The organism is Microbacterium lacusdiani (assembly GCF_054779895.1).
Genome location: NZ_BAAGXJ010000001.1, coordinates 61614 through 83933 on the forward strand (window position 1 = coordinate 61614; position 22320 = coordinate 83933).

At 72.0% G+C, this 22320-nt stretch carries 22 protein-coding genes and 1 pseudogene; 11 read left to right on the forward strand and 12 right to left on the reverse strand.

Annotation, left to right across the window (positions count from 1 at the left end):
- Positions 1-5 precede the first annotated feature (5 nt).
- A complete protein-coding gene (locus ACYVGN_RS00285; protein ID WP_460788031.1) occupies positions 6-1283 on the reverse strand; it encodes an APC family permease in 1278 nt (425 codons plus the stop codon).
- 89 nt (positions 1284-1372) lie between these two features.
- On the opposite strand from ACYVGN_RS00285, the gene nagA reads away from it, so the two are divergent.
- From nagA to ACYVGN_RS00320, 7 genes are all read left to right on the forward strand, one after another.
- On the forward strand, positions 1373-2527 hold the full coding sequence (gene nagA / locus ACYVGN_RS00290) for an N-acetylglucosamine-6-phosphate deacetylase (protein ID WP_460788032.1): 1155 nt from the start codon (positions 1373-1375) through the stop codon (positions 2525-2527).
- Positions 2528-2584: 57 nt separating this feature from the next.
- On the forward strand, positions 2585-3259 hold the full coding sequence (locus ACYVGN_RS00295; RefSeq protein ID WP_460788034.1) for an O-methyltransferase: 675 nt from the start codon (positions 2585-2587) through the stop codon (positions 3257-3259).
- A 115-nt stretch (positions 3260-3374) separates the two neighbouring features.
- Positions 3375-4655: a phosphopyruvate hydratase gene (gene eno / locus ACYVGN_RS00300; protein WP_460788035.1), complete on the forward strand. Its 1281-nt coding sequence runs from the start codon at positions 3375-3377 to the stop codon at positions 4653-4655.
- Between the two features lie 31 nt (positions 4656-4686).
- Positions 4687-5229, forward strand: a complete 543-nt coding sequence (locus ACYVGN_RS00305; protein WP_460788037.1) for a septum formation initiator family protein — start codon at positions 4687-4689, stop codon at positions 5227-5229.
- A gap of 73 nt (positions 5230-5302) precedes the next feature.
- Positions 5303-5821 carry a DUF501 domain-containing protein gene (locus ACYVGN_RS00310; protein WP_055989919.1) on the forward strand — a complete coding sequence of 173 codons (519 nt, stop codon included), beginning with the start codon at positions 5303-5305 and terminating at the stop codon, positions 5819-5821.
- On the forward strand, positions 5818-7122 hold the full coding sequence (locus ACYVGN_RS00315) for a S8 family serine peptidase (RefSeq protein ID WP_055989916.1): 1305 nt from the start codon (positions 5818-5820) through the stop codon (positions 7120-7122). The genes ACYVGN_RS00310 and ACYVGN_RS00315 overlap by 4 nt, the downstream gene beginning before the upstream one ends.
- A gap of 19 nt (positions 7123-7141) precedes the next feature.
- On the forward strand, positions 7142-8533 hold the full coding sequence (locus tag ACYVGN_RS00320) for an NAD(P)/FAD-dependent oxidoreductase (protein WP_460788038.1): 1392 nt from the start codon (positions 7142-7144) through the stop codon (positions 8531-8533).
- Between the two features lie 329 nt (positions 8534-8862).
- Here ACYVGN_RS00320 and ACYVGN_RS00325 read toward each other — a convergent pair.
- Positions 8863-9591 (reverse strand): annotated as a pseudogene (locus tag ACYVGN_RS00325) (carbon-nitrogen hydrolase family protein); the annotation flags it as partial.
- Between the two features lie 152 nt (positions 9592-9743).
- Between ACYVGN_RS00325 and ACYVGN_RS00330 the strand changes: the two are divergent.
- Entirely contained in the window at positions 9744-9908 is a 165-nt protein-coding gene (locus ACYVGN_RS00330) for a hypothetical protein (RefSeq protein ID WP_460788040.1), read from the forward strand.
- A gap of 53 nt (positions 9909-9961) precedes the next feature.
- On the forward strand, positions 9962-10579 hold the full coding sequence (locus ACYVGN_RS00335; RefSeq protein WP_460788041.1) for a hypothetical protein: 618 nt from the start codon (positions 9962-9964) through the stop codon (positions 10577-10579).
- A 91-nt stretch (positions 10580-10670) separates the two neighbouring features.
- On the opposite strand, the gene ACYVGN_RS00340 is transcribed toward ACYVGN_RS00335, so the two are convergent.
- From ACYVGN_RS00340 to ACYVGN_RS00350, 3 genes are all read right to left on the reverse strand, one after another.
- Positions 10671-11696, reverse strand: a complete 1026-nt coding sequence (locus ACYVGN_RS00340) for a Bug family tripartite tricarboxylate transporter substrate binding protein (protein WP_460788043.1) — start codon at positions 11694-11696, stop codon at positions 10671-10673.
- 94 nt (positions 11697-11790) lie between these two features.
- Positions 11791-12336, reverse strand: coding sequence for a tripartite tricarboxylate transporter TctB family protein (locus ACYVGN_RS00345; protein WP_460788044.1), 546 nt, complete (start codon positions 12334-12336; stop codon positions 11791-11793).
- Positions 12333-13844: a tripartite tricarboxylate transporter permease gene (locus tag ACYVGN_RS00350; protein WP_460788045.1), complete on the reverse strand. Its 1512-nt coding sequence runs from the start codon at positions 13842-13844 to the stop codon at positions 12333-12335. Before ACYVGN_RS00350 ends, ACYVGN_RS00345 begins: the two co-directional genes overlap by 4 nt.
- A gap of 109 nt (positions 13845-13953) precedes the next feature.
- Here ACYVGN_RS00350 and ACYVGN_RS00355 point away from each other — a divergent pair, with 109 nt between their 5' ends.
- On the forward strand, positions 13954-14991 hold the full coding sequence (locus tag ACYVGN_RS00355) for an NAD(P)-dependent oxidoreductase (protein WP_460788314.1): 1038 nt from the start codon (positions 13954-13956) through the stop codon (positions 14989-14991).
- Positions 14991-15710 (forward strand): class II aldolase/adducin family protein, encoded by a 720-nt coding sequence (locus ACYVGN_RS00360; protein WP_460788047.1) that lies wholly within the window; start codon positions 14991-14993, stop codon positions 15708-15710. Before ACYVGN_RS00355 ends, ACYVGN_RS00360 begins: the two co-directional genes overlap by 1 nt.
- Positions 15711-15742: 32 nt before the next feature.
- Here the strand turns inward: ACYVGN_RS00360 and ACYVGN_RS00365 are convergent, their stop codons facing one another.
- From ACYVGN_RS00365 to ACYVGN_RS00395, 7 genes are all read right to left on the reverse strand, one after another.
- Entirely contained in the window at positions 15743-16510 is a 768-nt protein-coding gene (locus tag ACYVGN_RS00365; protein WP_460788048.1) for an IclR family transcriptional regulator, read from the reverse strand.
- 91 nt (positions 16511-16601) lie between these two features.
- On the reverse strand, positions 16602-17141 hold the full coding sequence (locus ACYVGN_RS00370; protein ID WP_460788050.1) for a 3-phenylpropionate/cinnamic acid dioxygenase subunit beta: 540 nt from the start codon (positions 17139-17141) through the stop codon (positions 16602-16604).
- Positions 17141-18640 carry an aromatic ring-hydroxylating oxygenase subunit alpha gene (locus ACYVGN_RS00375; protein WP_460788052.1) on the reverse strand — a complete coding sequence of 500 codons (1500 nt, stop codon included), beginning with the start codon at positions 18638-18640 and terminating at the stop codon, positions 17141-17143. Before ACYVGN_RS00375 ends, ACYVGN_RS00370 begins: the two co-directional genes overlap by 1 nt.
- A 39-nt stretch (positions 18641-18679) precedes the next feature.
- Positions 18680-19930 (reverse strand): NAD(P)/FAD-dependent oxidoreductase, encoded by a 1251-nt coding sequence (locus ACYVGN_RS00380; protein WP_460788053.1) that lies wholly within the window; start codon positions 19928-19930, stop codon positions 18680-18682.
- A 2-nt stretch (positions 19931-19932) separates the two neighbouring features.
- Positions 19933-20127: a ferredoxin gene (locus ACYVGN_RS00385; protein ID WP_460788055.1), complete on the reverse strand. Its 195-nt coding sequence runs from the start codon at positions 20125-20127 to the stop codon at positions 19933-19935.
- A gap of 157 nt (positions 20128-20284) precedes the next feature.
- Positions 20285-21019 carry a FadR/GntR family transcriptional regulator gene (locus ACYVGN_RS00390; RefSeq protein WP_460788057.1) on the reverse strand — a complete coding sequence of 245 codons (735 nt, stop codon included), beginning with the start codon at positions 21017-21019 and terminating at the stop codon, positions 20285-20287.
- Positions 20997-22229, reverse strand: a complete 1233-nt coding sequence (locus ACYVGN_RS00395; RefSeq protein ID WP_460788058.1) for an MFS transporter — start codon at positions 22227-22229, stop codon at positions 20997-20999. Before ACYVGN_RS00395 ends, ACYVGN_RS00390 begins: the two co-directional genes overlap by 23 nt.
- Positions 22230-22320: the final 91 nt, after the last annotated feature.

Below are 22320 nucleotides of genomic sequence, written 5' to 3' on the forward strand. Positions count from 1 at the left end.
GCCTGTCAGTCGCCGTGACCCGCGTCGGCGCGCGAGCGCTCGCGCATCAGCCGGATGGCGCGGAGCGCGAGGCCGATCGCGACCACCGCGGCCCCCGCGGCGACGCTCTGCCACGGCAGCGTGAAGGCCAGCACGACGCATCCGATCGCGCCGAGCACCTGCATCCAGCGCGGGTACCGGCGCACGGCGGCGCGCTGGCGGTACGCGGACAGGTTCGCGATCAGGTAGTACAGCAGCACGCCGAAGGACGAGAACCCGATCGCCCCGCGGAGGTCTGCGACCGCGACGACGGCCACGACGATCGCGCCGACCGCGATCTCCATGCGGTGCGGAACGTGGAACCGCGGGTGGATCGCCGAGAGCCACGACGGCAGGTCGTGCTCCCTCGCCATCGCGAGCCCCGTGCGGCCGATGCCGGCGATGAGCGCGAGCAGCGCGCCGAGCGACGCCGCGGACGCGCCGATCCGCACGACCGGCTCCGCCCAGCCCCATCCGGCCGCCGCGACCGCGTCCGACAGCGGCGCGGCCGACGCGGCGGTGCCGGCGGACCCCAGCGCGGCGAGCAGGGAAGCGCCCACCAGCGCGTACACCGCCAGGGCGATGAGGAACGCGATCGTGATCGCGCGCGGGATGACGCGCGCCGGATCCCGCACCTCCTCGCCCATCGTGGCGATGCGCGCGTACCCCGCGAACGCGAAGAACAGCAGGCCCGCGGACTGGAGCAGCCCTCCCACGCCGGCCGGCAGGTCGCCGCCGAACCCGCCGTCCGCCGCGGCCGGCGCCGCGAAGCCGGCCGCGACCGCCACGGCGAGCGCCAGCAGCGCGACGGTCACGATGATCTTCGCCGCGAGCGCCGTGCGCGTGACGCCCAGCAGATTGACGCCCGTGAGCGCCACGACGGCCGCGATCGCGACGGGCCGCTCCCAACCGGCGGGGGCCGCGTAGGCCGCGAACGTCATGGCCATCGCGGCGCAGCTCGCGAGCTTGCCGATCACGAAGCACCATCCCGCCGCGTACCCCCACCAGGCGCCCAGCTCGGCGCGGCCGTAGGCGTAGGTGCCGCCCGACGTGGTGTGAACCGCCGCCAGCTGGGCCGACGCGGTCGCGTTGCAGTACGCCACCACGGCGGCGATCGCCAGCCCCGCGAGCAGCCACGAGCCCGCCGCGGCGGCCGCGGGCGCGAAAGCGGAGAACACGCCGGCGCCGACCATCGCGCCGAGTCCGATCGCGACCGCGTCGCCCAGCCCGAGACGGCGGGCGAGGGCGGGGGAGGAGGAGCTCATGGGCCGGATTGTAGGCGATCGACGTGTCCCGGCGGGGAAGCGGTCTAGACCGGTCCTCCACTAAGCTCGGACGGCGTGAGGATCGCCCGATGAACGCCCCCGCCGCCACCGTCATCCACTCCGCGCGCCTGGTCACGCATCGCGGCGAGACCGCGGACGCGTGGGTGCGCTTCGAGGGCGACCGCGTCTCGGCCACCGGGACCGGGGACGGCTGGCGCGCGCAGCCCGCCGATGAGGTCGTGGACGCATCGGGCCGCATCCTGACGCCCGGGTTCATCGACCTGCACTGCCACGGCGCGGGCGGCTTCGCGTTCGACATCGCCGAGGACCACGCGATCGAGGCCGCGCTCGCGGTGCACCGGCGGCACGGCACCACGCGCAGCGTGCTCTCGCTCGTGACCGCCGCGCTGCCGGACCTCACGTCGCGCCTCGAGGCCATCGCGCGCGTCGCGAAGGCCGACCCGCTCGTGCTCGGCTCGCACGCCGAGGGGCCGTTCATCGACGACGAGTTCCGCGGCGCGCACGACCCGCGCCTGCTGATCCGCGCCGACGCCGAGGCGATCGAGGCCGTCCTCGAGGCCGCCGACGGCACGCTGCGCCAGCTGACCATCGCGCCGGAGCACCCCGGCGCGCTCGAGGCGATCGAGCGCCTCACGGCCCAGGGCGTGCGCGCGGCCGTGGGACACACGGGTGCGGACCTCGAGACCGCGCGCACCGCTTTCGACCGCGGCGCGTCCATCCTGACCCATGCATTCAACGGCATGCGGGGCATCCACCACCGGGCCCCCGGCCCCGTGATCGCCGCGATCAGCTCGGATCACGTCACGCTCGAGGTCATCAACGACGGCGTGCACGTGCATCCCGAGGTGGTGTCGATGGCGTTCTCGTCGGCGCCGGGCCGTATCGCGCTCATCACCGACGCCATGGCGGCGGCCGGCGCGGCCGACGGCGACTACATCCTCGGGTCGCTCGCGGTCGTGGTGCGCCACGGCGTCGCGCGGCTGAAGGACGGCGACGCGATCGCCGGCTCGACTCTGCTGCTCGACGAGGCGCTGCGCCGCGCGGTCGAGGCGGGGATCCCGCTGCCGGACGCCGTCGGGGCGCTCACGATCGTCCCCGCCCGCACGCTCGGCCTCGACGACGGGCTCGGCACGCTCGAGCCGGGCTACGCGGCCGACGCCGTGCTGCTCGACGTCGAGCTGCGCCCCGAGTCGGTCTGGGCGGCCGGCGAGAAGCTGCGCTGACGGGCGGGATCGCGGCACCGGCTTGACGCGCGCCGCGCGCGGCACTGGGATGGCGGCATGGCCGAACCCACGCTCGAGAACTGGACCGCCGCCGACCGCTGGCTTGCCGACGTCCTGATCGGACCCGACCCTGCGCTCGACGCCGCGATCGCGGCCCAGCAGGCCGCCGGGATGCCGGGCATCGAGGTCGCGCCGGTCTCCGGCAAGATGCTCCACCTGCTCGTGCGCATCTCCGGGGCGCGGCGCGTGCTCGAGATCGGCACGCTGGGCGGCTACTCCACGATCTGGCTCGCGCGGGCGCTCCCGGACGGCGGACAGGTCGTCACGATCGAGGCCGAGCCCGCGCACGCCGAGGTGGCCCGGTCGAATCTCGCCAGGGCCGGCGTCGCGGACCGCGTGGACGTGCGCGTCGGCGGAGCGCTCGACGTGCTGCCGACGCTCGAGGGCGACGGCGAGCCCTTCGATCTCGTGTTCATCGACGCAGACAAGGAGTCGAACACCGCGTACCTCGACTGGGCGGCGCGGCTCGGGCGGCCCGGCGCCGTGGTCGTGGTCGACAACATCGGCCGCGAGGGCGAGATCGTGCGCGACGACTCCGAGGACCCGATGGTGCAGGGGACACGCGCGGCGCTCGCGATGCTGGGATCCGATCCGCGCTTCGACGCCACCGCGCTGCAGACCGTGGGGATCAAGGGCTGGGACGGCGTCGCGATTGCGGTGCTCGCGGGCTGACGGCCCGGCCGCAGGGGCGGGCGCCGTCACACGGCATGAGGGCGTCACGGCGGGGCCATAGACTGACCGCGGGGCTCTGCGGCCCCGAACCCGTCCACTCAGAGGGAGTCGTTCCGTGGCACTGATCGAAGCTGTAGGCGCGCGCGAGATTCTGGATTCGCGCGGAAACCCGACCGTCGAGGTGGAGGTGCTGCTCGACGACGGCATCGTGCAGCGGGCGGCCGTCCCCTCGGGCGCGTCGACCGGCGCCTTCGAGGCGTACGAGCTCCGCGACGGCGACAAGGGCCGCTACGGCGGCAAGGGCGTGCTGAAGGCCGTCGACGCCGTGATCGGCGAGCTCGGCCCGGCCATCGAGGGCCTCGACGCCAGCGATCAGCGCGTGATCGACGCCGCGCTGATCGAGGCCGACGGCACCCCCAACAAGCAGCGCACGGGCGCCAACGCCATCCTCGGCGTCAGCCTCGCGGTCGCGAAGGCCGCCGCCGACAGCGCCGACCTGCCCCTGTTCCGCTACATCGGCGGCCCGAACGCCCACGTCCTGCCCGTCCCCGCGCTCAACGTCATCAACGGCGGCGCCCACGCCGACACCGGCGTCGACATGCAGGAGTTCTTCCTCGTGCCGCTCGGCGCCGAGACGTTCAGCGAGTCGCTGCGCTGGGGCACCGAGACCTACCACGTCCTCAAGAAGGAGCTGCAGGCCGGCGGCTACGCCACGGGCCTCGGCGACGAGGGCGGCTTCGCGCCCGACCTGCCCAGCAACCGCGGCGCGCTCGACTTCCTGATGGCCGCGATCGAGAAGGCCGGCTTCACGCCCGGCAAGGACATCGCCGTCGGCCTCGACGTCGCGTCGACCGAGTTCTTCGAGAACGGCGTGTACCGCTTCGAGGGCAACGAGTGGTCGGCCGAGCAGATGACCGCGTACTACGAGGAGCTGCTCGCCAACTACCCGCTCGTCACGATCGAGGACGCGCTGGCCGAGGACGACTGGGAGGGCTGGAAGGCCCTGACCGAGCGCATCGGCTCCAAGGTCCAGCTCGTGGGCGACGACCTGTTCGTCACCAACCCGCAGCGCCTGGCCGAGGGCATCCAGAAGCGCGTCGCCAACTCGCTGCTCTGCAAGGTCAACCAGATCGGCTCGCTCACCGAGACGCTCGACGCCGTCACGCTGGCGCAGAACTCGGGCTACACGGTCATGATGTCGCACCGCTCGGGCGAGACCGAAGACACCACGATCGCCGACCTTGCGGTCGCCGTGAACGCGGGTCAGATCAAGTCGGGCGCGCCCGCTCGCAGCGACCGGGTCGCGAAGTACAATCAGCTTCTGCGCATCGAGGAGGAGCTGGGCGCCGGTGCGACCTTCGCAGGTCGCGGCGCGTACCCGCGCTTCACCGCGTAACCAGTCGCACAGATCTACCGGAGGGGGAGCCGTGAGCAGGAAGACGGCTCCCCCTTCCGCGTCCCGGGGCGCGGGCGGCGCGGCCGCGCCCGCCGCGCGTGCGGATGCCCGCGAGTGGCTCGGGGGCATCCGGTTCTCGGGCTTCGCCGCGATCATGCTGGGCCTCGTGGTGCTGGCCGTGCTCGTCCTGGCCCCGACCGTGTCGACGTACGTGGAGCAGCGGCAGAAGATCGCCGCGCTCCAGGAGTCGGTCCAGGTCACGCGCGAGGAGATCGCCGAGCTCGAGCGGGAGCGGGATCGCTGGAACGACCCGGCGTTCATCACCGCCCAGGCACGCGAGCGGCTCTACTACGTCAAGCCGGGGGAGGTCTCCTTCCTGATCGTGGACGACCTCGACGAGGCCGAGGTGCCGCGCGACCCGGAGCCGGTCAGCGCCGACGTGGAGGAGCGGGCCGCGGACTGGATGGGCGTCCTGCTGCGTTCGATCGTGGGCGCCGGCACGGCCGAGACCGCCATGGAGATCACGATCGGCGTGCCGGACGAGCCGGAGCCGACCGAGACGCCCGCGCCCTGACGAGACCTCACGGAATGCTGGCAAGCGGCCGCCCTGGCCGGGGCTCCCGGTGCGCCGCCGGTAGCCTGGAGGGGTGACGACTCCTCCCTTCGATCCCGTGCGCCCGGTCGACCTCGAGGTGGTCTCGGCGCAGCTCGGGCGCGAGGCCCGCGGGGTCGTCGGCATCGCCGCGCGCTGCGTGTGCGGCAACCCCACGGTGGTCGCGACCTCGCCGCGACTGCCCGACGGCACGCCGTTCCCGACCTTCTACTACCTGACGCACCCGGCCGCCACGGCCGAGATGTCGCGACTCGAGGCCGGCCAGCTGATGCCCGAGCTCGCCGCGCGCCTCGCCGAGGACGCCGAGCTGGCCGCGCAGTATACGCGCGCGCACGAGGCGTACCTCGCCGACCGCGCCGCGTTCGGCGACGTGCCCGAGATCGACGGGATCTCCGCCGGCGGGATGCCGACGCGCGTCAAGTGCCTGCACGCCCTCGCGGGCCACGCCCTCGCGGCGGGCCCCGGTGTGAACCCGATCGGCGACGCCGCGCTCGAGCGCTCCGCGTGGTCGCCCGACCGCTGCGAGTGCGCGGAGCCCGGGAAGGCCGGATGACGCGTCTGCGCCGGATCCTCGCGACCGCGGTCCTCGTGGTCGTGCTGACCGGTGCCGCCCCGACGCCGCCGCCGACGCCCGAGGGCACGCCGAACCCCGCGGCGACCGCGGAGCCGACGCCGCGCGAGCGCCAGTACTGGCTCGAGGAGTACGGCATCACCGACGCGTGGGAGACCACGCGCGGCGCGGGTGTGACGATCGCGATCATCGACACGGGCGTGGTCGCCGGGCCGGCGCAGTTCGAGGGCGCCGTCGTGGGCGGCACGGACGTGTCGGGCGCCGGCGCCCCCGACGGGCGCACGCCGGTCGACGTCGTCAACCGCAACCACGGCAGCTGGGTGGCCTCGCTCGCGGCCGCCCGCAGCGGCGGCGACCCGCGGGCGATGATCGGCGTGGCCCCGCAGGCGAACCTGCTCTCGGTCTCGCTCGGATTCGGCTCATCGGCGGCCGTGCCGTTCGCGCAGCAGGTCGCGGAGGCCATCCACTGGTCCGTCGACAACGGTGCGGATGTCATCAACCTCTCGTTCACGACCAACAAGCAGAGCTGGGACGAGTCGTGGGACGACGCGTTCCTGTACGCGATGGAGAACGACGTCGTGATCGTGGTCGCCGCGGGCAACCGCGGCGCGGGCACGAACTCCGTCGGAGCGCCTGCCACCATCCCGGGCGTCCTGACGGTCGCCGGCGTGGATCCGCAGGGCAAGGCGAGCGTCGAGGCCTCGACGCAGGGCATCACGATCGGCGTCTCGGCGCCCAGCGAGAAGCTGCTCGGGGTGTCGGCGGACGGCGAGATCGTCGAGTGGGACGGCACGAGCGGCGCGGCGCCGATCGTCGCCGGCATCGCGGCCCTGGTGCGTTCGGCGCATCCCGAGCTGAGCGCGAACGACGTGATCAACCGGATCGTGCAGACCGCGCGCAAGCCGCCGGGCGTCGCCAAGGTCCCCGACGCGTTCTACGGCTACGGCCTCGTCGACGCGAACGCGGCGGTCAACGCGGCCGTCGCCCCCGTCACGAAGAACCCCATGGGCGACCTCGAGCGCTGGATCGCGCTGCACCGCCGCCAGGACGCCGCCCCGCAGCCGACGCAGTCCCCGGCCCCGGTCGAGATCCCGCCGCTGCCGCCCGCCGACCCGCCCGCGGAGGCCGGCTCGGCCTACCTGCCCACGGCCGACGGCCTGCGCTACGGCACCCTGCCGCTCGTGGCCCTCAGCGGCGCTGGTATCCTCGTGGTGCTGGGCGTCATCGCGGCAGTGCGACGCGTCCGATCGGCCCGTGTGCGGCGGTCGCCGGGCAATCCCTGACTCAAGGAGTTCTTCACTCGTGCCCAAGATCCTCATCGTCGGTGGCGGCTACGCGGGGTTCTACACCGCGTGGAAGCTGGAGAAGCACCTGCGTCGTGACGAGGCGGAGGTCGTCATGGTCGACCCGCTTCCGTACATGACGTACCTGCCCTTCCTGCCCGAGGTCGCGGCCGGCTCGATCGAGCCGCGCCACACGGTCGTCTCGCACCGTCGTCACCTCAAGACCACCAAGGTCATCACGGCCAAGGTCACGGGCATCGACCACGCCAACAAGACGGCCACGATCACGCCCGAGGGCGGCGAGCCCTACGAGATGGCGTACGACCAGATCGTCGTGACCGCCGGATCCGTCTCACGCACGTTCCCGATCCCGGGCATCGCCGAGAACGCCGTGGGCCTGAAGTCGGTCGAGGAGGCCGTCTTCGTCCGCGACACCCTCATCTCCAACTTCGAGAAGGCCGCGGCCCTGCCGGCCGGCGACCCGCTGCGCCAGCGCCTGCTCACCGTCGTGATCGTCGGCGGCGGCTTCGCGGGCATCGAGACGTTCGCCGAGCTGCGCTCGCTCGCGTCGTCGCTCGTGGGCAAGTACCCCGAGATCTCGTTCGAGGAGACCCAGTTCCACCTGATCGAGGCGATGGGCCGCATCATGCCCGAGGTCTCGCTGCCCACGAGCGAGTGGGTTCTGAAGGACCTCGCGCAGCGCGGCGCCAACGTGCACCTGGAGACGCAGGTCACCAGCGCGGTGGACGGCGTGGTCGAGACCTCGACCGGCCAGTCGTTCCCGAGCGGCCTGATCGTCTGGACCGCGGGCGTCATGGCCAACCCGGCCGTCGTGCGCGGCAGCGACCTGCCGACCGAGCCCCGCGGCCGCATCACGACGCAGGCCGACCTGCGCGTGGTCGACGGCGAGACCGTGGTCGAGGGCGCCTGGGCCGCCGGCGACATCGCGGCCGTCCCGGACAAGACCGGCGGCCTGCCCGACGGCACGTGCGTGCCCAATGCGCAGCACGCCGTGCGCCAGGCCAAGCGCCTCGCCAAGAACCTGGTCGCCGTCCTCCGCGGCGACGAGCCCGTCGACTACTTCCACAAGAACCTCGGCGCCGTCGCGGGCCTGGGCCTCTACAACGGCGTCTTCCAGTCCGGCAAGTTCGCGCTGAAGGGCTTCCTGGCCTGGGTCGCGCACCGCGGCTACCACGGCCTGGCGATGCCCACGTGGGAGCGCAAGTGGCGCGTGCTCTGGGGCTGGTGGCACAACCTCTGGCTCGGCCGCGACATGGTGCAGCTGAGCACCACGCAGTCGCCGCGCGTCTTCTTCGAGACGTTCGCGTCGCGTCCGAAGCCCCCGGTCGAGGCTCCCGTCGAGCCTGCGCCGGAGAAGGCGCCCGAGCCCGTCGAGGCCGGCGCCCGCTGAGGCCGACGCCCGAGAGCCGCCGCTCCTCCTTGGTGAGGGGCGGCGGCTCTGTCTTTGGACGGAGCGCAGCGTCGCTGTGCGCAGGCTCCTCGGCGGCCTCGGCACGAGGGGTGAAACGGGGGACGACCGGAGGTGCCGGCTCCTGGTTGAACACGAGCCGGAACACGTCCGGGCGCGAGTGGTGGCCGACCGGATCCGCCGCCGACTTCGCGATCGCGATCAGGGCGAAGTCGAGAGCGGCGTACAGGATGCCCTCCGCGGTCTCCGAGAGGCTCCGCCAGCGAGCGGCCCTCGGGGCCGTAGATCCGCGCGAAGCCGTCTCCTTGCAGCAGGAACTGCCGCCTCAGGTCGGTGTCGGCGAACAGGTCGTGCCCCGCCTGACCCACCACGGCGCACGGCGCGAGCACGAACGTCTGTCCCTCGACTGCGTACATCAGGCGCGCGGCGTTGTTCACCTCGGCGCCCAGCGCCTGCGCCGCGCCGCGGTAGACGGAGAAGCTCGGCCACGATGCGACGTGGATCTGCTCGCCCTGGCTGTACATCGCGTACTTCGTGAGCGGTTGCAGGTGCTCCCAGCAGCTCAGCGCGCCGACCTTGCCGAGCGGGGTGTCGAACACGACGATGTCGCTTCCGTCGCCGTCGCCGAACACCGACCGCTCGACGTGCGTCGGCTTCAGCTTGCGGCGCACGTGCACCGAGCCGTCGGGCTGCGCGATCGCCTGCGACATGTACAGGCTGCCGCCGTCGCGCTCGCTGAACCCGAACACGATCGTGATGTCGTACTCGACGGCGGTAGCCGAGATCCGCGCCATCTCCGAGCCGTCGCGCGTCATCGAGCTCGCGGCGTAGTGGCGCACGAGCGACATGCCCCACGCGGGCGCGTCCAGCCAGATCCACCACGGATGACCGGGGATGAACGTCACAGGAAAGACGACGATCCGGGCGCCGTTCGCGGCTGCCTGGGCCGCGAGGTCGGCGGCCTGCTCCACGCCGGCATCCAGGTCGAGCCATCGGGGCTCGGCTTGCACAGCGGCGGCGCGCACGGTTCTGTGTGTCATCGGGACTCCTCACGTCGATCGGTTGGGTGACTCGACGGTAGGTTCGGCACGCGCCGGGCGCTCGGCGATCCGCGCACCGGGAATCGGCGATTCGCGCACGATCGGCCGGTATCCGTCTGGTGCGGGCCGCGCACCGGCCCTACGGTGTCGTCATGGAAGCGCTCCGCGCGGCAGGCATCGACGAGTGGTCGCGGATCTGCAGCGACAGCTTCGTGCCCCTGCGCGCCCGCGGCGACGCGGACTTCCGCGGTGCGATCGCACACCGCGCGCACGGCGCGACCCCGAGCCGCTGGCGGCGAGACCGGGCCGGCGCCTGAGATCCCGACCGCGCGGCTCCGGGCGCCCCATGGCGGCGGGCTACGCTGGTGCCATGCGCGCACGGTGGGAGCTGCTCGTCGAGACGGAGCCCGCCGACCCGGTGCACGGCCTGGCGCAGGACGTCCGGTTCGCGGAGCACGTCCTGTCGGGGGCGCGGCGCCCGCTGCTGCGGCTGTGGCAGCCGGATCGCGCGGCGCTGCTGGTGGGATCCGATGCCGCCGTGCCGCCCGCGGCCGACGGGGTCGTCGTGGCGCGACGCGCGACACCGGGGGAGCCGTGGCCGGCTCCGGCGACGGACGTCATCCTGTGGTCGGTCATCGCGCCGCGGTCGGCGCTGAGCATGGACGACGGGGGCAACCCGCTCGACGCGGTGAGCGAGTGGGCGCTGTCCTCGTTGCGCCAGCTCGGGATGCAGGCCAGCCTGGCCCCTGGCGGAGCGGTGATGACCCCCATGGGCCCGGTCGGCGCGTGCGCGGTCGTCGAACGCGACGGCGTCCTGCTCGGCCAGGGGATCATCGACTACGCAATCCGGCCGGCGGATCGTCCCGGACACGAGGGCCTCGACACCGAGAACGTCCGCAGCCAGTCGGGGCTGCCGCTGCCGCTCGTGATCGACCGGTTCGCGCGCATGGCGCGCACGCTGCACCTCGCGGCGCCGGTCTCCGACTGAGCTGCGCGTCGACGGCCCGCGGCACGACTGAACGGGGGCCGACCGGCGGTGCCCCCGCCCGTCGACCCCCGCGCCCGAGGGGGATCGACCCTCAGCCCGTGTAGGCTTTCTTGACCAGCTCGACGTAGTCGGCCGGCGAATCCATCAGCGTCTCGATCAGGGTCTGGATGTCCTGGCCGCTGCGGAAGAACACCGGGCGACCGGCGTCGGCAGCGGTCTTCTGGAACGCAGCGTCGGTCGCGACGGCCTCGAACGCATCGCGGAGGGCCGCCAGCGTGCCGGCGCCCACTCCGGGCGGGGCCGCGATGATGCGCCCGCTCGAGACGAGCGCCGAGTGCGCCTCGGCGAGCTCCTTCGCCTCGTCCGGCACGACCTCGAGCAGGTTCGGGACGTCCGCGATCTGTGCTTCGCCGGTGTTCTCGCCGATCACGAGCACGGGGAGGAGGTCGCCCGCGTCGATGCCGGGCAGCTGGCTGCCCAGCGAACGCGAGTGCAGCTCGACGTTGCCCTGGACCACGCTCAGGCTCGCCTCGTTGCTCGACGCGAAGCCCGTGACGACCTCGTTCCCGAGACCGAGCAGCTCGTTGAGCACGACCGCGTCGATGTACTCGTTCGATCCCGGGCCGGTCGCCGCGAAGCGGTGGCCCGCCAGGTCCTCGGGGCCCGCCACGCCCGATCCGGGGCTCGTGACGACGACGTCGGGCTCGGAGCTGATCTGACCGATGTAACTCATCGCCGCGGCGTCGTACTGGACGCCGTCGGCCTCGGCCAGGGCGGAGCCGACGTGGCCCGGGCCGTTGAGCAGCACGATGGTCAGTCCGTCCGGCTTCGCGTGCGAGACCTCGTTCGTCGCGAGGATGCCGCCGGCGCCGGGCTTGTTCTCGACGATGACGGTCGCGCCGAGCTCCTCGCCGAGCTCGGGCGCGAGCATGCGGGCGTACGCGTCGTAGCCGCCGCCCGGATCGAAGGGAACCACCAGGGTGATCGTCTGATCCTTGAGGGCGGCCGCCGCCGCTTCGGGGTCGGCGGAGTCTGCCGGGGTTCCGGACGCTGAGGAGCAGCCGGCGAGCGTGCCGACGAGAGCGACCGCGGCCAGGCCGGTGAGGATGGTGCGCATGGGTGACCTTTCGTACTTCAGGGTCCGGTCGGCGATGACCGGGTTCGGGTGGGTGGGTGGGGGACGGGGGACGGGGGGAAGGGGGATCGGGTCGTCAGGCGAGCCCGAAGGCGCCGCCCGGCAGGGGGAGCTTGAGGACCAGTTCGAATGCCAGGTAGATCACACCGACCAGGGCCACGGTGTACGCCACGGCGAAGCGCCACGACTTGCTCGCCTGCAGCCGGAGGTAGGCGAGCGTGAACCCGCCGATCGCGATGTAGATGCCGAGGATCGAGAGCGCGACGAAGAAGCCGCCGAGCCATCCGATCGACGTGAGCCAGTCGCGGGCCGTCAGGCTCTTGAAGAACTCGTACTCCTGCTCGGACATCGACTTGGCCGCCTCGGGCACGTTCGCCTTCGGGGCGTCGGGCTTGCGTGGGAAGAACACGACGCGCACGAGGAACGTCGCGGTGGCGACCATGCCGGCCACGCTCACGCCGAGCGGGAAGTACGCCGCGAGCGGCTTCCAGGCGGTCGCCATCGCGAACGCGCCCGCGAACACGATCAGGAGCACGAGGGTGATGACGAGGTCGGAGACGTTGATGCGGCTCCACCGGCTCGCCGGCTCGCCCTCGGGCGTGCGGATGACTTCGGTGCTCATGCTCGGCCTCCCGTGAGGATGCGGGCGCGCTTGGCTGCGCGCTTCTGACGTCCCAGACGGACGGCGGTGAACAGGATCATCGCGGCGATGATGCACTCGACGACGATGACGCCCGGGCGGTCCAGCCACCCCCACTGGAACAGGGTGTAGCTGACCGTGAAGTAGCGCTCCAGGATCTCGCCGAGCACGAGGCCGAGCAGCAGCGGGACGCGCGGCCACTTGAAGCGGCTCGCGATGACGCCGATCGCGAGGAACACCAGCATGATCCACACGTCCTCGAGCGTGTTCTTGCTCGCGAAGGCGCCGATCGTGAGCATCGCGATGAGGAACGGCACCAGGATCCGTCCGGTCACGGAGGTGAGCCGGGCGAGCGGGCGGATCAGCAGGAAGCCGAGCACGACGGCCGCGAGGGTGCTGAGCACGATGATCCACACCAGCGACAGCGTGATCTCGAGGTTCTCCGTCAGCATCTCGGGGCCCGGGTTCAGGCCGAGGATCAGGAAGGCGCCGAGGAGGACCGCCATGCTCGCGCCGCCCGGGACGCCGAACGCGATGGTCGGGACCAGGGCCCCGCCGTCCTTCGCGGTGGTGGTCGACCCCGCCGCGACTACGCCCTCGATCGATCCGTTCCCGAACTCCTCGGGGTGCTTGGAGGTCTGCTTGGCGTGACCGTAGGCGATGAACTGCGACACCGAGCCCCCGAGACCGGGCAGGATGCCGAGTGCGGCGCCGATCGCGCTCGCGCGGAGCGTGAGCCACCAGTGGCGGAAGCTCTCCCGGATGCCCTGGAGGACGCCGCCGAGGTGCGGTTGGGTCGCGTTCTTGGTGTGCCCCTCCTTGTCGAGCATGGTCTGCAGCACCTCGGCGCCACCCAGCAGACCGACGACGACCGGGACGATGCCGATGCCCTCCCAGAGGTGCAGGCTGTCGAACGTGTAGCGCGGGACGCCCACGTTCGGGTCGATGCCCACGAGCGAGAGCAGCACGCCGGCGGTGGCCATGACGAAGCCCTTGTGGATGCTGCCGGTCGACAGCGAGGCGATGAACGTGAGGCCGAGGACCGCGGTCGCGAAGAGCTCGGGCGCGCTGATCGCCATGATGAGCGGGCGCATCACGGGGATCAGCGCCATCAGGAGGACGGCCCCGAAGATCGCTCCGATGGCCGAGCTGGACAGCGACGCGCCCAGCGCCCGGCCGGCCTGCCCCTTCTTGTTCAGCGGATAACCGTCGAGCACCATCGCCGCCGCGGTCGGCTCCCCGGGGATGCCGAACAGGATCGACGTGAAGTCTCCCGCGATCGACGACACGACGTACATGCCCAGCAGCAGTGAGAAGGCCGGGACGGGGTCCATCCCGAACGTCACGGGGATGAGCAGCGCGAGCGTGACCGCTCCGCCCAGTCCCGGCAGGATGCCGACCACGAAGCCGATGATCACGCCGATGAGCAGCATCAGCAGAGACATCGGGCTCAGGGCCTGTTCGAGCGCACTCCCGATCGCCTCGAGCATGCTCTATCTCCTCTCTGGCGTCTTCGCCAGGCGGGGACCGCCGCCGGCGAGCCGGCGAGGCAGTGTCCGTATGCACCGCGCCGTTGCACTGTGCAGAAAAATTCTCTTCATGAGCGAGTCTAGGTGTGCCCGAAATGCGCTGTCAAGCCGACGTCGGGGGTGTCGATGCGGGGATGATGGCGGACCGGCGGTTCTCAAGCAGAAAGAAGTTCTGTATTGTGGGACAGGCGAAGGCGCACGAAGGGTGAACCATATGAACACGAACCATGTCGGAGTCGTCGGTCTCGGCGTGATGGGCAAGGCGCTCAGTGAGAGCCTCATCGCGGGCGAGCATCCGGTAGCGGTGTGGGATCGCCACACCGACCGCGTCGCGACGACCGCCATGATCGGCGCGGCGCCGTCGGTGAGTCCGCGGCAGCTCGCGGAGCAGAGTGATGTGATCTTCCTCGCCCTGCCCAACCCGACGGCCGTGCGCGAGGTGCTGTACGACGAGAGCACGGGCGTGCTCGCGGGCCTGCGCCCCGGCGCGCTCATCATCGACATGACCACGGGCGATCCCGAGCTCGCGCAGGACGTCGCGCAGCGCGTCGCGTCGCTCGGCAACGGCGCGCGCTATGTGGATGCGCCGGTCTCGGGCAAGGCGCCCCACCTGACGCTCATGGTCGGCGGTGCCGAGGGCGTGCTCGGCGGCGCCGCCGAGATCGTCGCGGACGTCGCCCGCACCGTGATCTACGCGGGCGCCCTGGGCGACGGGTTCGCGATGAAGCTCGTGCACCAGCACGTGAAGTACGCGACGCACCTCGCCGTCGCCGAGGCCCTCGTGATCGCCGAGAGCGCGGGCCTCGACCTCGCGGCGGTGATCCAGGCGCTCGAGAGCTCGAGCGGCGTCGCGGGTGGGCAGCGCGGAGTGATCGAGCACGTCACGGGCGACAAGCGCGCCGTGGCGAAGCACGCGCCCGCCACGACCATCGCCAAGGACATGCGCCTGGCGTCGGGCTTCGCCCGGTCCGTCGGGGTGACGAGCGCGACGCTCGACGCCGCCGCCGAGTTCTTCGGCGCCGCCGCCGAGGGGGAGTACGCCAAGCGCCCCTACCCGGAGAGCACCGCTCTGCTCCGCACGCTGCGCACGGCCGAGCGAGGGGCGTGATGGCGCTCGACGCCGGCACGCGCGAGCTGCTCGCCGAGGCCTGCCGGATCCTGGCGCACGCGGGCCTGGCGGAGGACATCCTGGGGCATGTGAGTCAGCGCACCGAGGCGGGCATCGCCATCCGGTGCCGCGGACCACGCGAGAGCGGCCTGCTGTTCACGAGCCCCGAGGACATCCACGAGGTGCGGCCGGGTGTCGCGCTCGAGGGCGGGTACTGCGCCCCGAACGAGTTCCCGATCCATGCCGAGGTGCTGCGCGCGCGGCCCGACGTCAACGCGGTCGTGCACGCGCACGCGCCGCACGTCGTCGCGGCCGATCTGGCCGGCATCCGGATCCGCCCGGTGGTGGGCGCGTACAACATCCCCGCGATGCGGATGGCCTCCGAAGAGGTGCCGCTGTACCCGCGGAGCCTGCTGATCAACACGGACGAGCTCGGCGGCGACGTCGCGTCGTCCCTCGGCGACGCGTCGGTGCTCGTGCTGCGTGGCCACGGGATTGTCTCGGTGGGCCGCACGGTCGAGGAGGCGGTGGTCCGCGCGATCAACATCGAGATCCTCGCGCGGATGCTGGTGCTCGCCAGCGCGCGCGGCCCGGTCGAGTACGAGGTCTCCGACGAGGATCGCGCCGCGATGCCCGACCTCGGGTCGACCTTCAACGACACCTACGTGTGGCAGTACCAGCGGTCCCGGCTCGTGCACGCCGGCCTCGCCGTGCGCTGACCTGCCCGGGTGCGCTGCGCGCGGCCGGGCCGTCAGGCCGGCGGGGCCGCGCGCAGCGCCTCCTCGATCTGCGCCGCCGCCGCGTGCAGCTGGCGCGCGATCTGCTTCTGGTCCTGCTTGGACATGCGGGCGGACGGGCCGGCCGCGTTGATCGCGGCGATCGCGACGCCGTGGGGATCCTGGACCGTCATGGCCATCGACGCGACGTCGTCAGGACGGAAGTTCAGCGCGTAGCCGACCTCGCGGATCTGCTCGAGCTCGTCCCGCAGCGCATCGACGTCGACGTCCTGCTCCGCGAGGGTCTGGAGGATCCGCTCGAGCTGCTCCTGCGGCAGATCGGCGAGGAGGGCGCGACCCATCGCGCTCGTGTGCGCGGGGAGCACCTGACCGGTGCGGTCGGCCACGCGCAGCTGACGCTCGCCCTCGACGCCGAACACGTAGCGCACGTTCATGCCCTCCAACACCGCGAGGTGGACGGTCTCGTCGAGGCGCAGGGCGAGCTCGGTGAGGATCGGGCGTGCGAACGCACGGATGTCCATGTGCTGCACGGCCTTCAGGCCGAGATCCAGCAGGACCGGCCCGAGCGTGTAGGTGCGGACCTCGGGATCCTGCCGGATGAAGTCGTACGACTGCAGCATCGCGAGGAGCCGATGCGCCGTGGAGGTCGAGACGCCGAGCGCGGCCGCGGCGTCCGACAGCCGGATCCGCGGCTGATCCTTGAACATCAGCAGCAGCCGGAGCGCGTTGCCGACGGAGGAGATCGGATAGTTCGGCTGCTTCGCGGCGTCGGCGTCGGTCACGTGTTCATTCTAGAAAGGTTTCCCGCTGGGTGGCGAGGTCGAGGACCTGCGCCACCCAGCCGGGGGAGGCTCGCGCCGCGCGGCGCGAGCCTCAGAGGAAGACCGACAGGTTCTTCGCGAGAAGCACCGTCTGGTCGAGGAGCAGGTAGCGGCGCACGACCTTCCAGCCGTCGTCGGTCCGGCGCAACGTGTCCTTGCGGCGGCCGACGAAGAAGTCGGTCTCGTCCGCGACACGGTTGCGGTAGACGAGGAACCGGCTCGAGAGCTTCACCTCGGGCCAGGTCACCTCCTCGATCCGCACGTTCGTCACGAGGTGCGAGACGCGCGAGACCGGCTCCTCCGCCCAGTGCACGCCGGTCGCGAGCTGCATCACGCGCAGCTCCACCGTCGACTTCGGCTCGTCGAACCAGCACACCTCGGAGCCCGCCTTCGTCTCGCCGCGCGTGTCGGCGTCGGCGTACTCGACGTTCATCCGCAGGGGGACGCTGTACTGGTAGTCGTCCGCGAGCAGGTCCAGCCACTCGTTGTAGCGGCGCTCGTCGAGCAGGTCGGCCTCGGCGTAGAGGAACTCCGAGACCTCCTGGAGGAGGTTCCAGCGGTCGGGGCCCTGGGTGTGGTCGGGGGCGGACATCAGTACGTCTCCTTCTCCGAGGCGAGCTCGGCGGCGGCCTCGTCCTGCTGGCGGCGGATGATCGCGTCGATGCGGTCGTCCGACTTGGCGATCGCGATCAGCTCCTCCCAGCTGAGGTTGTCGACGAACTCCGACCAGCGCCGGTAGAACGCGCGGGCGTTCACCTCGCCCGAGATGGCGTGGTTCGAGTGCACGGCGCGATCCAGCTCGGACAGCTGCTCGGTGCCGAGCCCCTGCTGGTAGTTGTACGGGTACCGCTGGGCGACGACGCCCTTGGACGCCTGGGTCGCGTAGTCCCAGTTCTCCATGTCGTCCTGCTCGGTCATGCCTGCGGGACCGCCGTAGCGCATGTAGTACTGGCGCAGCCACTCGCGCACGTGCTCCGGCGCGCGCTTGTCGGTCAGGAACCAGCGCCATACTTCGGTCTCGGTGGGGCTGATCGGGTGCGCGACGAGGATGCTGCGCGGGAAGCCGGCCGCGAACGACATGTTCGGGAACATCGTGGCGGGGCCGCGGCCGCCGAGCCGGCGGCCCTCCGCGTCCAGGCGCTCCTTGCGGACCTGCCACGCCTCGTCGAAGTACGCGTTCATCTCGGGCTCGAGGAACTCGGGGTACGCGATCTCGTACGCGAGGTTGTCGCTCGCGCCGTGCCCGTTGCGGAAGGAGGTCTTCATGCGGCCGGTCGAGTGGCCGCCCTGGTCCTGGCGCTCGCCGTGGCGGCGCTTGCCGCGGCCGCCCGGGCCGATGCCGACGGCCTCGACCGACGCGTGCGTCGACGCGCCGTGGTAGGTGTCGCCCAGGAAGTTCTCCGAGACGAACTTCCAGTTCGACTTGATGCGCCACTTCAGCACGCCGTGGAACACCTCGGTGTCGCCGGGCGTGCCGTCGAACGCGTCGGCGAGGTTGTCGAGCCACCAGTGGAAGTCGCCGACGTAGTCGAGGAACTCCTCGGCGTTCTCGTCCCAGTTCGCGAACACGAGGCCCTTGTAGTTGTAGACCTTCGGGCAGCGCACCAGGCCCCAGTTCGGCTTGTCGAGCTTGCCGTCGTAGGCGGCCTTCATGTGCGGCACGCCGAACAGGTCGCCGGGAACGTTCACGAGGCTGCCGTCCATCGAGTACGACCACGCGTGGTACGGGCACGTGAACTGGGTCGTGTTGCCCTCGTCGTAGCGGCACACGCGCATGCCGCGGTGCCGGCACGAGTTGAGGAGCACGTAGATCTCGCCGTCCACGTCGCGCGTGAGCAGCACGGGGTCGCTGCCCATCCATGACGAGAAGTAGTCGCCCGGCTCGGCGACCTGCGACGCGTGGCCGACGAAGAGCCAGGCGCGCGGGAAGAGGTTCTGCATCTCGAGGTCGAAGACCTCCTGGCTGAAGAAGACCTCGCGGCTGATCTGACCGGTCTCCAGGTCGACCAGGTCGCGCGCGCGGCGCGGATCGGCGGCGGGCGCCGGGGGAGGAGGGGTCTCGGAGGTGGACCCGATGTTGGTGGCGGCCATCGACTGCCTCGCTTTCGTGGGTGTGGGATGTGGGGGTGTTCAAACGCCGACGGGGCGGGCGCCCGCGGCGAGGGTCTCGAGCTCGACGAGCATCTCGGCCGTGGTCGGATCGAGCGGCATCAGCCGGCGTACGGCGACCATGCCGCGCGGCCACCCGAACGTGACGACCGCGCCGCAGCCGCCGTCGTCGCCGTGGGTGTAGATCGCGACGCGACGCGGCGTCGGGCCGTCGAGGGTGAGGAGGTCGACGTGCGCGTCCGGGTCCGGATGGCCGGCGACCTGGATCTTCTCGCCGAACTGATCGGACCAGAAGTACGGCGCCTCGCGATACCCGACGGGGTCGCGGGGATTGAGCAGGTTGTGTGCGACGACCGTCGCCTGATCGGCGGCGTTCGTCCAGTGCCCGACTCGCCGCGGCTTGGCCGAGTGCACGTCGTAGAAGTGCGCGACGTCGCCGAGCGCGTACACGCCCGCGGCGCCGAACGCCCGGCAGCGCGCATCCGTCACGACGCCGCCGTCGACGCGGAGGCCGGAGCCGTCGAGCCAGGCCGTGTTCGGCTCCGACCCCATGCCCGACACCAGCACGTCCGCGGCGATCTCGGTGCCGTCCGTCAGCGTGACCATGGCGCCGTCGCCGGCGCGCGCGATAGACGCGACCTCGGCCCGGCTGCGCACGTCGACGCCGTGGGCGCGGTGCGTGGCGGTCACGTGCGCGCCGACCGTGGCGCCGAGCGCGCGCTCCAGCAGATGCTCGCGGCGGTCGACGATCACGGCGTCGAGGCCCAGTTCGCGCGCCACGGACGCCGCCTCGGCGGAGATGAATCCGCCGCCGATCGAGACGAGGCGACGGCCCTCGGCCAGACGCGAGCGGAGCGCGTCGGCGTCCGCGAGCGTGCCGATCACGTGCCCGATCGGCTCGCCGTCATCGGCCCGCAGGGGCCGCGGGCTCAGCCCCGTCGCGATCACGAGCGCGTCGTAGTCGAGGGCGGTGCCGTCCACGAGGGTGAGGGTGCGGGCCCGGGGGTCGAGCGAGGAGGCGGCCGCGGGAATCACGGTGGCGTCGACCGACGCCCATCCGCCGGGGATGAGGTCGATCTGCTCGCGCGACCACGTGCCCTTGAGGTACTCCTTGGACAGCGGCGGACGGTCGTAGGCCTCACCCGGCTCGGGTTCGACGACGACCAGCTCGCCCGTGAAGCCGTCGGCCCGGAGGGCCTGCGCGGTGCGGGCGCCCGCGACGGATCCGCCGACGATGACGATCCGCTCGGGATGGCCGGCCGCGGGTGCCACGGTCAGTCCTCCGCCAGGATGAGCGCGTTCACGGGGCAGCTGCGGATGCCGGCCTGCACGGTCGGCAGCTCGCCTTCGGCCACGGTGGCGCGGGTGACGACGACGAGTCCCTCGTCGTCGAGGTCGAGGTGGTCGGGGTCGATGGCGACGCAGTTGCCATAGCTCTGGCACAGGTGTCGCTTCGCTTCGATCCGCATGGTGACTCCTAGGGGGTGAGTCGCCGCGGCGGGCGCCGGGCGGTCCAGGGAGCTCGCTCGTCGTCGAGCATCCGTCGTGTTAATGGTTAGACCATTTACGCTTCGATGATCCTCGTCCGCAACGCGGTTGTCAAGACGGGGCGGGTGGCGCCGGTGATCAGGCGGAGGCGACGCGCGCGGCCGTGCGCTGCAGGTGGGCGCGCATCACCGCGACGGCCGCGTCGACGTCGCGCGCGGCGACCGCGTCGATGAACTGCCTGTGCTCGTCGACGCCGCTCGTGTCGCTGTGGTGGGCGTCGGTCAGCGAACGCAGAATCGGGCCCTCGAACGAGGTCAGCAGCAGCACGATCGCGGGGTTGTGCGTCGCGGCCGCCACGCGGCGGTGGAAGTCGAACGATGCGCGCGCGTCGTAGATCCCGCGCTCGCGGGCGGCGTAGGCGCTGTCGCACAGGGCCCGCAGGTCGGCGAGATCCTGCGCGGTGGCGCGCTCGCAGACGAGCGGGGTGATCCCGAGCTCGACGATCGAGCGCGCCTCGGTGATGTCCGCGCTGCTGAGGGCCGAGAGCGCCAGCAGATCGCCGATGCTGTCGCGCACCACGTCCACGGAGGGCACCGTGACGACCGCGCCGCCGGCGACGCCGACCTTGACGGTGATCAGGCCGTTCGCCTCGAGGATGCGCAGGGCCTCCCGGAGCGTCACGCGGCTCACGCCCAGGCGTTCGCAGAACTCGCGCTCGGGGGGCAGGCGGTCGCCGACGGCGATCGTGCCGTCCTGGATGAGCGCGCGGATCCGGTCCGCCACGGTCTGCGATGACCGCTGCGTTTCGATCGGCGCGAACAGTTCGGCGGGTACGGTCTGCAGCTCCCGCTTACCGTGTCGGGTCGTCGTCACCGGCCGCATCGTCCTCGCCTTCCTGTGACGGTTCCGCCTTCGTCCGGCGCCGGAGCGCCGCGAGGGCGGGGGTGGACATCATGATACCGGCCACGCCGGAGGCGATCGCGGCGCTGGGCAGGACGAGGACCAGCCCCGCCGTGAGCAGGGGGGAGATCAGCAGGGAGATCGACCGGAACGTCCCGATCGCCGCGATCGCTCTGCCGCGCTCCTCGGGATCGACCGAGTCCGCGGCCAGGGCCGGCCCGACCGTCTGCAGGACGCCCGCGCCGGCGCCGGACACGGCGAGCACCGGCACGACCAGCGCCAGCGGTCCCGGCAGGAATGCCGCGGCGGCGAGACCGAGCCCGGCCGCGGCGGTGCCGATCGCATTCGCGGCGGCGGCCCCCCACGCGTGGATGCGACCCGCGATGGCGCTGCCGCCGAGCGACGCGAGGTTGGCAACCGTGACGAGCGCGCCGACGATCGTGACGGAGTGGCCGGCCGCGGTGAGGACCACCGGAAGGTAGGAGTTCAGCACGCCCCGCCAGGCGCCGCCGACCGCGGTCATGCTCGCGGCCGTGGCGACGCCCGGTCGCAGCCAGATCCGGTCGGGTCGTGTTCCTGCCGCCGTCCGCGGCCTCCCCGCGAACGGCGCGAACCGGATCAGGGCCAGGGACGGGATCACGGCGAGCGCACTCAGGGCGCCGGCCGCGATCAGCGCGGCCTGCAGCGACAGCGCCCCGATCGCGCCTGCGAGCGCGGGGCCGATCAGCTGGCCGACGCCCTGCACGACGTTCAGCCGGGACAGGGCCGCCACCGCGGAGTCGGAGGAGCGCACGACGTGCGTCTGGCTCCCGGTCCAGAAGTACGCGCGCGCCGCGCCCTGCAGGAGCTGCGCGACGACGAAGGCCCACAGCTGGGTGCTCGCGCCGAGGATGAAGCACGACCCCGCCAACAGGAGCGTGGCGGCGACGATGAAGTGCTTGGTGGGGATGCGGCTCATCAGGGCCCCCATGCCGAGGCGTGCCGCCGTCTGCGACACGGCCGACAGCGCGACGATGAGGCCTACCACGCCGATGGGATGCCCGGCCTGGACCGCGATGAGCGGGATGGCAACGGCCGCCATCGCCTGGCTCACCGCGAACGTGAAGTTCGCGGTCTGCGTCAGCAGATGGTCGCGGTGCGTGCGCTCGGATCGCGGGTCGGTGGGATCGTGGTCACGCGCCATTCGGACCTCCGCTCAATGGTTAGACCATTCTACAGCGCCCACTGCAAATCATGGCAACGCCCTCGCCATCGGCTGTTCGCGTGCTTGGCCC